This window comes from Dyadobacter sp. HNCC25DJ183, assembly GCF_056895175.1.
The window spans coordinates 342,431-355,190 of sequence record NZ_JBXHAP010000001.1; the positions used below are offsets into that span (position 1 = coordinate 342,431).

Annotated in this window: 11 protein-coding genes; 10 read left to right on the plus strand and 1 reads right to left on the minus strand. The window is 45.5% G+C overall.

What is annotated here, in order from left to right; translation table 11 throughout:
• Nucleotides 1-35: 35 nt before the first annotated feature.
• The 10 genes from AC1XTG_RS01360 to AC1XTG_RS01405 all read left to right on the plus strand — a co-directional run bounded on the left by AC1XTG_RS01360 (nt 36) and on the right by AC1XTG_RS01405 (nt 11,130).
• Nucleotides 36-2,576, plus strand: coding sequence for a phosphocholine-specific phospholipase C (locus tag AC1XTG_RS01360; protein WP_484840709.1), 2,541 nt, complete (start codon nt 36-38; stop codon nt 2,574-2,576).
• A 174-nt stretch (nt 2,577-2,750) separates the two neighbouring features.
• On the plus strand, nt 2,751-4,667 hold the full coding sequence (gene dnaK / locus AC1XTG_RS01365) for a molecular chaperone DnaK (RefSeq protein WP_484840710.1): 1,917 nt from the start codon (nt 2,751-2,753) through the stop codon (nt 4,665-4,667).
• A gap of 187 nt (nt 4,668-4,854) precedes the next feature.
• Nucleotides 4,855-5,070 (plus strand): hypothetical protein, encoded by a 216-nt coding sequence (locus AC1XTG_RS01370; protein WP_056287763.1) that lies wholly within the window; start codon nt 4,855-4,857, stop codon nt 5,068-5,070.
• Complete coding sequence (locus AC1XTG_RS01375) at nt 5,067-5,891, plus strand: SDR family oxidoreductase (RefSeq protein ID WP_056287761.1); 825 nt, start codon at nt 5,067-5,069, stop codon at nt 5,889-5,891. The genes AC1XTG_RS01370 and AC1XTG_RS01375 overlap by 4 nt, the downstream gene beginning before the upstream one ends.
• Nucleotides 5,892-6,182: 291 nt before the next feature.
• On the plus strand, nt 6,183-7,523 hold the full coding sequence (locus AC1XTG_RS01380; protein WP_484840711.1) for a C10 family peptidase: 1,341 nt from the start codon (nt 6,183-6,185) through the stop codon (nt 7,521-7,523).
• A gap of 11 nt (nt 7,524-7,534) precedes the next feature.
• Nucleotides 7,535-8,056, plus strand: coding sequence for a hypothetical protein (locus AC1XTG_RS01385; protein ID WP_484840712.1), 522 nt, complete (start codon nt 7,535-7,537; stop codon nt 8,054-8,056).
• 398 nt (nt 8,057-8,454) lie between these two features.
• Nucleotides 8,455-9,699 (plus strand): Spi family protease inhibitor, encoded by a 1,245-nt coding sequence (locus tag AC1XTG_RS01390; RefSeq protein ID WP_484840713.1) that lies wholly within the window; start codon nt 8,455-8,457, stop codon nt 9,697-9,699.
• A 6-nt stretch (nt 9,700-9,705) separates the two neighbouring features.
• On the plus strand, nt 9,706-10,164 hold the full coding sequence (locus AC1XTG_RS01395; protein ID WP_484840714.1) for a hypothetical protein: 459 nt from the start codon (nt 9,706-9,708) through the stop codon (nt 10,162-10,164).
• A 26-nt stretch (nt 10,165-10,190) separates the two neighbouring features.
• Entirely contained in the window at nt 10,191-10,652 is a 462-nt protein-coding gene (locus tag AC1XTG_RS01400; protein WP_484840715.1) for a hypothetical protein, read from the plus strand.
• A gap of 109 nt (nt 10,653-10,761) precedes the next feature.
• The gene (locus AC1XTG_RS01405; RefSeq protein ID WP_484840716.1) at nt 10,762-11,130 is read left to right on the plus strand and encodes a VanZ family protein; all 369 of its coding nucleotides are present in this window, start codon (nt 10,762-10,764) and stop codon (nt 11,128-11,130) included.
• Here the strand turns inward: AC1XTG_RS01405 and pgi are convergent.
• Nucleotides 11,109-12,758: a glucose-6-phosphate isomerase gene (gene pgi / locus AC1XTG_RS01410; RefSeq protein ID WP_484840717.1), complete on the minus strand. Its 1,650-nt coding sequence runs from the start codon at nt 12,756-12,758 to the stop codon at nt 11,109-11,111. The two genes, AC1XTG_RS01405 and pgi, sit on opposite strands and share 22 nt — an antisense overlap.
• Nucleotides 12,759-12,760: the final 2 nt, after the last annotated feature.

The window sequence follows — 12,760 nt, forward strand, 5'->3', positions numbered from 1 at the left end:
ATTACAGGAAAGTACTAACTCACCTACCCTATTCAATGGAGTCCAGAAGAGCATTTATCAAAAAGGCAACCATGCTGACCGGTGCCGCCGGGATGTTCAGCGTGTTGCCTGCCTCAATCCAGAAAGCCCTTGCTATAGATCCTCAAAAAGGAAGCACTTACCTCGACGCCGAGCACGTAGTGATCCTGATGCAGGAAAACCGTTCCTTTGACCATTCCTATGGTGCGCTCCGTGGTGTCAGGGGCTTCAACGATCCGCGCGCGATCCGTTTACCAAATAAAAACCTCGTGTGGATGCAGACCAATGCATTTGGTGAGACCCACGTTCCTTTCCGGTTGAATATGCGTGAAACCAACGCAACCTGGATGGGCTCGCTGCCGCATTCGTGGACCAATCAGGTGGATGCCAGAAACAATGGAAAATACGATCAGTGGCTGATTGCAAAGCAGCCGGGGCACAAGGATTATGCTAAAATGCCGCTTACGCAAGGCTATTACAATCGGGAAGATATCCCGTTCTATTACGCGCTCGCGGATGCATTTACCGTTTGCGACCAGAACTTTTGCTCGTCGCTTACCGGTACCACGCCCAACCGTCTTTACCTGTGGACTGGTACCGTGCGTGAAAACCCCGATCCGAAACATTATGCCAATGTCAGAAATGAGAACGTAAGTGACGATGCCGAAGCAAGCTGGACAACTTTCCCGGAAAGACTGGAAGACCACGGTGTGTCCTGGAAAATTTACCAGAATGAGCTGAGCATTCCCACCGGCCTGACCGGCGAAGAAGAATCGTGGCTGGCCAACTTCACTGACAATCCGATTGAATGGTTTACACAATATAATATCCGTTTTCACTCGGGATACCAGAAGTACCTGAAATCGCAGCTGGAAACTCTGCCGGGAGAAATTGAGAATGCAAAGGCAAAGCTTAAAAGCGCGGCGCCGGGTAAGGAAAAAGATACCATTGAAAAAGCACTTGCGGCAAAACAGTCGAGCCTGAAACTTGCGAAGGAGGAACTGATCAAATGGAGCCCGGAGAACTTTGAGAAGCTTTCGCAACGCAGCAAGAACATTCACCAAAAGGCATTTACAATTAATAAGAACGATCCGGACTACCGCAGGATTACAACTGTGAAGTATATGGACGGCGATATAGAGCATGAAGCAAAAGCGCCCCTCGGCGATGTGCTGCACCAGTTCAGGAGCGATGTGAATACCGGGCAACTTCCGGCAGTATCCTGGCTTGTGGCCCCGGAGAATTTTTCAGATCATCCTACTTCACCCTGGTATGGTGCTTGGTACGTTTCAGAGGTAATGGATATTCTTACTGCCAATCCTGAGGTTTGGAAGAAGACGATTTTCATTCTTTGTTATGATGAAAACGACGGCTACTTCGACCACGTACCACCTTTTTCTGTCCCAAATCCATACAAAGAAGACACCGGAGCAGTTTCGGCAGGGATAGATTGCAAGACGGAGTATGTAACGCTGGAACAGGATATGACGAAAAAGCCAGCGAAGGAAAGTCGCGAAAGCCCGATCGGACTGGGATACCGCGTGCCGCTGGTGATAGCTTCCCCTTGGAGCAGGGGTGGTAATGTATGTTCAGAAGTCTTTGACCATACATCCATTCTGCAGTTCCTGGAAAAGTTTGTTGCTAATAAAACCGGGAAGCCGATCAAGGAAACGAACATTAGTGACTGGAGAAGAACAATCTGCGGTGATCTTACTTCGACATTCCTGCCTTATAACGGTGAGCAGATCCAGTTGCCTACTTTCCTGGAACGCGACGAATTTATGGAAGGTATCTTCAATGCGAAGTTCAGGAAGTTGCCAAATGCATACAAAGCTTTGTCGCAGGAAGAAATTGACAAGATTAATCAAGACCCGCTCGCTTCTTCTATTTTACCAAATCAGGAAAAAGGAACACGGCCCGCCTGCCCTGTTCCTTACGAGATCCATGCAGATGGCGCGATCAACTCTGACAAAACTGCATTTGAAATAAAACTGGAAGCCAAAAATGACATGTTCAAAGACAGGTCAGCTGGCGCTCCATTCATTGTTTATGCACCGGGTAAATACAAAAATGAAGAGTTTAAAGTCTGGAACTACGCAGTAAAGGCAGGCGATTCACTGAAAGGCTCGTGGAAGATCAGCGATTTTGAAGGCGGAAAATACCATTTGTGGGTATACGGACCGAATGGTTTTTTCAGGGAATATACTGGTACCAAAGCTTCCGGCTCCGTAAAAGTGGGTACGCGCTATCAGCTGGACAGAAATAACAAATCCCATGCGTCACTTGCATTCAGCTTTGCGAATGGAGATAATGAAAACGATACTATAATCACCATCACGGATAATGTGTATGGCGCTGATAGCAAGACGATTGATATGCGGCATTTATCAGAAGGCAATGAGCTGCTCATACCCTTTGATGTAAGCAGCAGTTCCAACTGGTACGACTTCTCCATTACCCTTTCCAGCGACCCGGACTTTTTTCAGCGGTACGCTGGTCACATTGAAACAGGTACCCTCAGCGAAAGCGACCCGTTTATGGGACAGGCGCTGAGCTAGCAATTCAACAGGTCAGGCTGGAACCCCAATGCAATTCCAGCCTGACACTTTGTCACTTCCATTTTCCCTTCTGTATTCTGGTACGGGGTTTTTAGAAAACCTCAGAGCGACCGCAATGCTGGTCACCAAGCTCAACAGAACGAATCAAATTATACTTAACTTTAATATAGAACAATGGGAAAAATTATTGGCATAGACTTAGGAACAACGAACTCCTGCGTGGCTGTCATGGAGGGTAACGAGCCGGTTGTAATTGCAAACAGCGAAGGTGCCCGTACAACTCCGTCTGTCGTTGCATTCATGGATAATGGTGAACGCAAAATCGGAGCACCGGCCAAACGTCAGGCGATCACTAATCCCAAGCATACTATCAGCTCCATAAAAAGATTTATGGGCAAAAAATACGATGACACAACCGGTGAAATGAAAACCGTTGCGTACAGCGTAGAAAAAGGACCTAACAATACACCGCGTATTCCTATCGGGGACAGGCTATATACACCACAGGAAGTTTCTGCATTCATTTTGCAAAAAATGCGACAAACTGCGGAAGACTATCTTGGTCAGGAAGTAACTGAGGCGGTTATCACTGTTCCTGCATACTTCAATGACGCAGAACGTCAGGCTACCAAAGAAGCTGGTCAGATTGCAGGTCTGGATGTGAAAAGGATCATCAACGAGCCAACTGCTGCTGCACTTGCTTACGGTCTTGACAAGCAGCACCAGGATATGAAAATTGCTGTGTTCGACTTGGGTGGTGGTACTTTCGACGTATCTATCCTTGAACTGGGCGACGGTGTTTTCGAAGTAAAATCTACTGACGGTGATACCCACCTTGGTGGTGACGACTTTGACCAGGTAATTATCAACTGGCTTGCTGACGAATTCCAAAAAGACGAGAACGTCGATTTGAGAAGAGATCCAATGGCGCTTCAACGTTTGAAAGAGGCTGCTGAAAAAGCGAAAGTTGAATTGTCGAGCTCAACGCAGACTGAAATCAACCTGCCTTATATCTTCCCTGTTGATGGTATTCCAAAACACTTGGTTCGTACCCTGACACGTGCGAAGTTCGAGCAGCTGGCTGATACATTGTTCCAGAGAATGATGGAGCCTTGCAAGAGAGCGATGAAGAATGCAGGCTACTCTAACAGCGATATTAATGAAGTAATCCTGGTGGGTGGTTCTACACGTATTCCACGCGTACAGGAAGAAGTTGAAAAGTTCTTTGGCAGAAAACCTTCTAAAAACGTTAACCCTGACGAAGCTGTTGCAGTTGGTGCGGCAATCCAGGGTGGTGTTTTGACAGGTGAAGTGAAAGACGTACTGCTTCTGGACGTAATTCCATTGTCACTGGGTATTGAAACGCTGGGTGGTGTATTCACCAAGCTGATCGATGCGAACACAACCATTCCAAGCAAGAAAACAGAAACATTCTCAACTGCTGCTGACAACCAGCCTTCTGTTGAGATCCACGTACTGCAAGGTGAGCGCCCGATGGCTACTCAAAACCGTACGCTTGGCCGTTTCCACTTGTCGGATATTCCGCCAGCACAACGCGGTACCCCACAGATTGAAGTAACATTCGATGTGGATGCAAACGGTATCCTGCACGTTTCGGCGAAAGATAAAGGAACCGGCAAAGAGCAGAAGATCCGTATCGAGGCTTCAAGTGGTTTGACTGACGCTGAAATCAACAGAATGCGTGAGGAAGCAAAAGCCAACGAAGCAGCTGATAGAGCGGAACGTGAGCGAATTGAAAAAGTAAACGCAGCTGACAGCCTGATCTTCTCAACTGAAAAACAATTGAAAGAATTTGGCGATAAGCTTTCAGAAGGAAATAAATCAAGCATTGAAGGTGCATTGGCTGAGCTGAAATCAGCACACCAGAACCAGGATCTTTCAGGAATTGATGCTGCAATGGAAAAGCTGAATGCTGCATGGCAGGCTGCTTCTCAGGAAATGTACGCACAAGGCGGCGAAGGTCAGCCAGGCGGCGCACAGCCGGGAGCAAATCCGGGCAGCCAGGGCGCAACTGACAACGGCAATGCCACTGACGATGTGACGGACGTCAATTTTGAAGAGGTCAAATAAGGCCCGCTCTTAAAAAATCCCCGTCTGTAAAGATGGGGATTTTTTTTACACCCAATAACGAAAAATGGGGCGCGTAAAACTCAAATTGAAACAGTATTCAAAATGAGCTAACTGGCACCAAATTTTAACTAAATACGATACACGAATTCATCAAATCAAAACCTGTTACTAAAATTCAAGCTAACATATGGACGCAAGGATCGCATTACCTGAACTGATGTACTTATCTCCTACTACCCGCGAAAAAGCGGTAGTGATTGCCCAGGAACTTCTCAGATCTCACAACATTTCACCACGCGACGCTGTAGCAAAAGCCATATTGATAGCTAAAAACTGGGCTGTCAAAAAGGTTAACCGCAGTGTTTGGCAAAAACTAAAATCCATCGAAAAAGAAATCATATGATTGGCAGCGAACTGAAATTCAAAGATCAGGTTGCTATTGTAACCGGTTCAAGTTCTGGAATAGGTAAAGCCTGTGCAGTTCATCTGGCAAGTTTAGGTGCGAAGGTTGTAGTCAATTACAGCTCTAATGCAGCAGAAGGCCAGAAAACAGTGGATGAAATCAAGGATAGAGGCGGAGAAGCAATACTTGTTAAGGCTGATGTAAGTCGCGAAGATGAGGTACTTGCCATGTTTCGCGAGACCATCTCCACGTACGGTCGACTGGATGTGCTGGTAAGCAATGCTGGCTTGCAGAAAGATGCACCGTTTCTTGAAATGACATTGCAGGAGTGGCAAAAGGTGATAGATGTAAACCTGACTGGTATGTTTTTATGCTGCCGCGCCGCTGCAAGACAGTTTCTTGCGCAGGAGAAAGAGGCTGGCGAGACTAATCACAGCGAGCTGTCTATTGGTAAGATCGTAATGATGAGTTCTGTACACGACATTATCCCATGGGCCGGACACGTGAATTATGCTGCTTCAAAAGGAGGTATCATGATGTTCATGAAGTCTATCGCTCAGGAACTTGCCCCTCATAAGATCAGGGTTAATTCGGTAAGTCCTGGCGCAATCAAAACACCTATTAACAAGGAAGTATGGTCTGACCCCGGTAAATACGACGAGTTAATGAACCTGATTCCATACAAAAGAATAGGTACTCCACAGGATGTGGCTAAGGCAGTCGCCTGGCTCGCGTCAGATGAGTCTGACTACGTCAATGGAGAGACCTTATATATAGACGGCGGCATGACGCTCTATCCGGAGTTTTCGGATAATGGCTGATTCGTCACCAGAACGATTATACTTTATCCAAATGCAAAACGCGCGGTTTTCAACCGTGCGTTTTTTTGTTTGTAATAGCAACTTACCCGATAATACATTACATCTAAACGTTCCTACACCAATAGTCGCCACTTGCACATCGATAGCTACCGGCTGCACATCGATAATGTCAATAAGTTGCATTATGACTATATCTCATTGAATTTTTGGAATATTATACCGCACTTTGTTCATGCCACGAAGCTGTACAAATGAGTACTTCAGGAGGGCGGAATCTAACATGCTATGATAATGAAAATCAAGTTTTCAGTGCCCTCATTTTTAACATTAGCTGCATTCATTCTTCTTCTTAGTGCATGCTCTCAAAATGATTTATCAGAACCACCTTCAAACGAGAGAACGAATGACAAGAACAAGTTTTTCGTCGACCAGGATGAAGCGGTTAGCCTGCTCGCCGGTGAAAAAGCTACGAAAATTGAACGTAATGCCCGGACAAGTGCCGATGAAAGGCTGTATGTAAAAGCTGTAAGGCGGTTTGATGACAATGCAGGCAAGACGATGTTCTACATTGTCGAGTACGAAGAAGACCAAGGCTTTACGCTCCTTTCTGCTGATAAAAGGATGAAGCCCATCCTGGCTTTTTCGGAGAAAGGCACCTTTAACGAAAAGACAGATAACCCGGGGATCCAGCTCTGGCTTGATATCATCAGGGAAAACTTTGAAGGTGTTCAAAAGCAGAAGGAAGCGCACGTTGACATTATCAATCTGTGGGAACAGCTCAGACAAAACCCAAACGGCAACCGAACCACAGAGGCACCTGTTAACACCCCGGAAGCGAGCTGCGAGTGGTTTGTAACCCATCCCCTTCCGGCGAATTCCACGATTGCGCATTTGACTCATACGCTTTCCCAATGGCGGCAAGGTACAGGCTATAATGCGTATTGTCCGTCAGGAATTAATACATTGAATTGTAGTGGACAGTATAATTGCGGGAAGGCGCCAACTGGCTGTGGACCTATCGCGGTAGCGCAGGTGTTAAGATACCATCGAAAGCAAATCACTACCAATGGGCATACTTACTCGGCATCCATGTTTAATGCGATGCCCACAACGGCGCCAAACAACTGCGTTCCTGTAAATCCAAACCATATTGATTTAGCAAACCTTATACGTGATACCGGCAAAGATTTGGATGCAGTATACAATACCGTAGTTCCAGCATTAGGTATTCCACTATCAGGTTCCGGCTGTCAGACATGGAATATTCCGGGACACATTGATAATTTCTTTTCAAACCGTGGATACACTTCCTTTGATAAAGATTTCTTCACCAACATCGGGATGATAAGCTCCGAGCTTCGCGCCCTCAGACCCGTTATCGTATTCGGATCGAACTGTGCCGCCTGCGCGGCGAAACAACACATTTGGGTCATGGATGGGATTAGAGATTTGTATGCCATTTTCAATGATCAAAATGGATTTTGTTACGAAAATCATTCAGTATACTATCAAATGAACTGGGGTTGGGGAAGTGATCCTGAAAATGAAATCTGGTTTGCTTATGACGGCATAGTCGGTAGCGGCACTTTGTATAACAGTTCAAATATGAGAGCCTACATTGTTAAACCATAATTCGCATTATTATGAAAGTCATAGCACTAATACTAATCATTGGACTCATTGGATGTTTCCCCAAACGATTCTCACCTGAGCCTACTGGTGACGTTGTCCTAGGCGAAAAGCCCGGATATTGGATGTTAGTTGGTTATCAAAAAAAAGGTAAGAAGGAAGATTTAAACAAGATCCCAGGGAAAGCTCTACTTGAAGTGCAATATATCCTTTCAGAAAAAGACAGCTTGGAAGAGCCTCAATATCAGAAAGGTGTCCCATATTACTTCTTTTCATACTTTAATTCGGCATTACACAGGACAGACTCACTACAAGCTGTGCTATATGGTAGTAGGTATGACAGAAAGCATAAGAGGAGCCAATATTGGTATCACATTAACAAAGGATCAGGTTTCGCTGCTTTTCTGGATGTTGAGCTTGGGAAAGAAACGATAACCCACCGCATCGAGCTCAGCAACATTATGAAAAGTGCAACCTACAAGCCCGAGCTGGATTCATTGCGGTACATTTACGAGCCTACTTCAAAATTTAAATAATCCAGCATTTACAACCATCCTTCACTCTTCTGGGGAGAAACTTGTATAACTTGTTTTGATACATCGCATCTGGATACGCAATAGAGACTTCTAATTATAAGGCTGATCTGTCACCAGAACGATTATACTTCATCCAAATGCAAAACGCGCGGTATCCAACCGTGCGTTTTGCATTTGGATGGGACGATTTGCAGCTAAATTTGCTTTTGACATTTATCAAGAAATTTCTACTATATACGTCGCTCCAAAGCTCAATTTGGCACATCTCAACCAAAAATCGTTGTATTATAAAATTACCGAATTGGATTATACGATTAATTTCTCTCACCTTTGTAGCACATCACAAGGTCTTCCGAACGGATCAGATAGGATGATGGAATCTAACACATACTTGTATCATGAGAAACAAACTATCACCAGCCAAGTGGCCCCTCCTCTTATGTTTGTCAATGCTCATCTTCTTTCAATGCAAAAGAGAAGAACCATTAAATACCCCTTCTTCCCCCATTGAGACTCAAAATGATCCGAATTTATTGTCCCTTGTTGAAGCGACGGAGGTAGCTTCTTCTTCCATTACTTCGATGAATCGGTTGAATGCAGATTCCACTGAGGCCAGGCCGACCGACAACAATGTGATTACAGACCAGCTCACGATCGCTGATTCTGTCAATGGGTCACCCCTCCTTTACATCTTCCAAAAGAAACGAGGCTTTGTAATTGTAGCAGCCGATCTCCGTGTGATGCCGATCCTTGCATTTTCTGAGACTTCTAAAATAGATGTAAGAAATATCCCAAACGGAGTTTCTCTGTGGATTGATATGGCCAAGACGAAAGTGAGGGAAGCCAGACGCCTTGGAGGTGAACCTGATAATATCATAGCCAAAGAATGGCAGAAGTTCTTGTCAAGAAAACTTCGGGTTCAGCATACCAATTGCATTGAATGGTATCAATATGGTCAGTTTCAATGCAAGAACAAGATGACAATAGTCGGGCCGTTGCTATCGACAGTGTGGGGGCAAAGAGCACTGTCTACTACCAAACTCAGTACTGCGGGGGATTGTGATGGATGTGGGAGAAGGAGAGCTGGCTGTGGCCCGGTAGCAATGGCGCAACTTGAAGAATTTTACCACCCCGACCTGGCTCGCCCAAGAGAGTCGGACGTTACTTGTACTGCATCCACTGCCGGTGAACATAGCCTTGGTTCGTTAATGAAAACTATGGGTGACAAGGCCAAAGCGAGCTACAACTATATGGGATCCTGCAATACATTTACCTGGCCGGGAGATGTGAAAAGCGGATTGCAAAGCTTCGGGTTTTCTAGCGGAGGGTCGGGAAATGAAGCTTATAATGTCACTCTAATCAAAACCGAACTAAAGACAAACCATCCTGTAATCTTTTGGGGGTCAACCTGCTTAACCTGTTTTGACAATTATCACATTTGGCTCTGCGAAGGATATCAAGTCAACGATTACAGTGAATTCGACTGCTCCACTAAGCAGTGCAAGGAATGGTCATTTACATATTTAAGAATGAACTGGGGTTGGGATGGAGACTGGAATGACTACTACGCTTTTGGTCAATATAATCCAAAAGGCGAAGATTATAACGGCAATATGCATGTGATAACTGGAATCAGACCTTAAATAAATATGAAAAGCTCCAAAACAACTTCTGTGGGTTTCACTTTGATTCTCTGTTTGATCTGTGCTTGTGACCGTGACGATGGTTGGGATGCGGGTGTGCCTTTTGAATCTCGTTTATTCGTTAACTGGAAATTAGAAAAAGTAGTTATGCCAACCCGCGTTCTGTCAGGTACTCAAATTGGATTCACGGAAATAATGAACATTACCAACAAAGATGGCTATAACATCGAAGAAATTTTCAGAAATGACACACTTTTCACTACATATTTTTGGAGAAGAGATCCACCCCCAATTGCGAAAACAAAGCAACAAACCGTATTGATAACGTACCGTTATGGCTTGAAACGCTTTTACAAACTTTATAGCACAGTCGGGCAGCCGTCAACTCTGGAAGCAACCGACTACTTGCCGGAACTCGGTGGAGCCGCAGATACTGTTAAGTTCTACTATAAGCAAGTTTGGTAGTACAGTTATGCAAAACTTCAAAAGCTATGAAAAATGCAACCACATTCTCGGGAATTTTGATTTTCATGTTTTTACTAATCTGCGCATGCGAGCGGGATAATGGCAAAATTGGCGGTGAACCCATTTCAACAAGGCTCAAAGGAACGTGGAATTTAGAAAGAATAGAGACACCTACACGCTCACTGAGCGGATCACAGATAGGCTATTCAGAAGTGCTTAAAAGCTACCATGAAGTGGATGACGAGGTAGAACGAGTCTTTCGAAATGATACACTCCATGCCAAGCATATCTGGACGAGAGTTCCCGGCACCATTTCCAAAGTAAAAACTATGACTGTCTCAATTACCTACCGTGGGAGTGGGCTAAAACGCCTATACAAGATCATCGAAAAAGTAGGCGAGCCAACGAGATTGGAAGCCACCGACTACTTGCCGGAACTCGGTGGAGCAGCTGACTCGGTTAAGTTTTACTATAAGCAAGTCCGGTAGAAGGTAGTGAATGCAGTACAAACAATTTACCAGACAGCTACATTGAAACGAGTGAAATAAGAGCGAAACAGGCTAAATTTGGGCATCTTTTAAATTGTTGCCTGAAAGTATGAAGCGCTTTGCCTCCCTGTTTAAACGTCCCTGGCTTGCCTGGTTCTGGACTCTATTGATTCTTGTTGCCTGCACCTGGCCTGGCAAAGATCTGCCGTCCGCTCCCACTGTAGGATTTGATAAGATTGTACATGCAGGGTTGTTTATTGTTTGGATAACCTTGTGGCTGCTGGTTTATCCGGAAAAAGCCCGCCTGTTTGTAGTACTCGGAATGGCGTATGGACTCGGGCTGGAATTTTACCAGCAGCTTCTGCCATTCGATCGCACTTTTGACTGGTGGGATGCCGTAGCAGATGCTGCTGGTGTAATATTGGGGTATCTTTTTGTGACTTTCGTCTTCAACCGTTACCGCCAGCGCTTGTATTGATTGATAAGGCTGTTGGTTGAACTATCGTGGTTATTAACCGGCCAGTCATTTTGCAGTTCAGGGTAGATCTTGTTTGCTAGCTGTTTCCCAAGCTCAACGCCCCATTGATCGAAACTGTAAATATTCCAGATAATACCCTGAACAAAGATCTTATGCTCGTACATGGCGATCAGGCTGCCTAGTACTTTTGGAGTGATCTTTTTGACCAGGATCGAATTCGTCGGCCGGTTACCCGAGAATACTTTAAATGGTGCGATCGCATCAATTTCCTCAGCAGATTTGCCCGAAGCCTTCAATTCGGCACGTACTTCCTCGTCTGTTTTTCCATTCATCAATGCTTCCGTTTGCGCGAAGAAGTTGGACAAGAGCATTTTATGATGATCACCCAGCGGATTGTGGCTGATTGCAGGCGCAATGAAATCGCAAGGGATCAGCTTGGTACCCTGGTGGATCAGCTGGTAAAATGCGTGCTGCCCGTTTGTACCCGGCTCTCCCCAAATTACCGGCCCGGTCTGGTAAGCTACCGCATTCCCGTCGCGCCCTGTGCTCTTACCATTACTCTCCATATCGCCCTGCTGAAAGTAAGCAGCAAAACGATGCATGTACTGATCGTAAGGCAGGATCGCCTGCGTTTGCGCGTCAAAAAAGTCATTGTACCAAATGCCGATCAGGGCAAGCAGTACCGGAATATTTCTCTCGAATTTGGTAGTCCTGAAATGCTTGTCCATTTCATGCGCCCCTGAAAGCAGCTGCTCGAAATTTTGAAAACCTACATAGCAGGCAATGGAAAGACCAATCGCAGACCAAAGCGAGTACCTTCCTCCTACCCAGTCCCAAAAACCAAACATATTCTCAGGATCAATTCCGAATTTTTCAACCTCAGTCCGGTTTGTTGAAATCGCTACGAAATGCTTTTTAACAAAGTTCTCGTCTTTCGCTTTCTCTAAAAACCAATTGCGTGCACTATGCGCATTCGCCATTGTTTCCTGGGTCGTGAAAGTTTTGGAAGCGATCATAAACAATGTCGTTTCCGGATTAAGCGACTTCACCGTCTCGGCAATGTGCGTTCCGTCTACATTGGAAACGAAATGCACATTCAATCCAGGTTTGCTGTAAGCTTTCAGGGCTTCCGTCACCATCACAGGACCCAGGTCGCTGCCGCCAATACCTATGTTAACCAGATCAGTGATCTCCTTGCCTGAGTAGCCTTTCCAGGAACCCGAGCGGACTTTACCTGAAAACTCTTTCATCTTGTCAAGTACCTCGTTTACATCGGGCATTACATCCTTTCCATCCACCATCACAGGATCGTTGGACCGGTTTCTGAGTGCAGTATGCAACACAGCCCGTCCCTCGGTCACGTTGATCTTTTCGCCGGTAAACATCTGCTCAATGGCCTCGGCCACGCCAGCTTCCTCAGCCAGCTGTACCAGGTAAGACCGTGTGCGGGTCGAAATGCGGTTTTTGGAATAGTCAACCAGGATATCGCCAAAGCGTACCGAGAATTTCTTCGCACGCTCAGGCTCCTCTTCGAAGAGCGATTTAAGGTGTTTTTGAGAAATGGTTTTATGGTGCGTTTTCAGCTTTTTGTACGCGGGCAGTTTATCAAAGGGTACGTTACGGAGCATCG

Excerpts from the sequence above, each read along its gene's own strand:
- AC1XTG_RS01360 (WP_484840709.1), top strand. The coding sequence starts at position 36 with ATGGAGTCCAGAAGAGCATTTATCAAAAAGGCAACCATGCTGACCGGT.
- AC1XTG_RS01400 (WP_484840715.1), top strand. The coding sequence starts at position 10,191 with ATGAAAAATGCAACCACATTCTCGGGAATTTTGATTTTCATGTTTTTA.
- AC1XTG_RS01405 (WP_484840716.1), top strand. The coding sequence starts at position 10,762 with ATGAAGCGCTTTGCCTCCCTGTTTAAACGTCCCTGGCTTGCCTGGTTC.
- AC1XTG_RS01395 (WP_484840714.1), top strand. The coding sequence starts at position 9,706 with ATGAAAAGCTCCAAAACAACTTCTGTGGGTTTCACTTTGATTCTCTGT.
- AC1XTG_RS01375 (WP_056287761.1), top strand. The coding sequence starts at position 5,067 with ATGATTGGCAGCGAACTGAAATTCAAAGATCAGGTTGCTATTGTAACC.
- AC1XTG_RS01380 (WP_484840711.1), top strand. The coding sequence starts at position 6,183 with ATGAAAATCAAGTTTTCAGTGCCCTCATTTTTAACATTAGCTGCATTC.
- AC1XTG_RS01390 (WP_484840713.1), top strand. The coding sequence starts at position 8,455 with ATGAGAAACAAACTATCACCAGCCAAGTGGCCCCTCCTCTTATGTTTG.
- dnaK (WP_484840710.1), top strand. The coding sequence starts at position 2,751 with ATGGGAAAAATTATTGGCATAGACTTAGGAACAACGAACTCCTGCGTG.
- pgi (WP_484840717.1), bottom strand. The coding sequence starts at position 12,758 with ATGCTCCGTAACGTACCCTTTGATAAACTGCCCGCGTACAAAAAGCTG.
- AC1XTG_RS01370 (WP_056287763.1), top strand. The coding sequence starts at position 4,855 with ATGGACGCAAGGATCGCATTACCTGAACTGATGTACTTATCTCCTACT.
- AC1XTG_RS01385 (WP_484840712.1), top strand. The coding sequence starts at position 7,535 with ATGAAAGTCATAGCACTAATACTAATCATTGGACTCATTGGATGTTTC.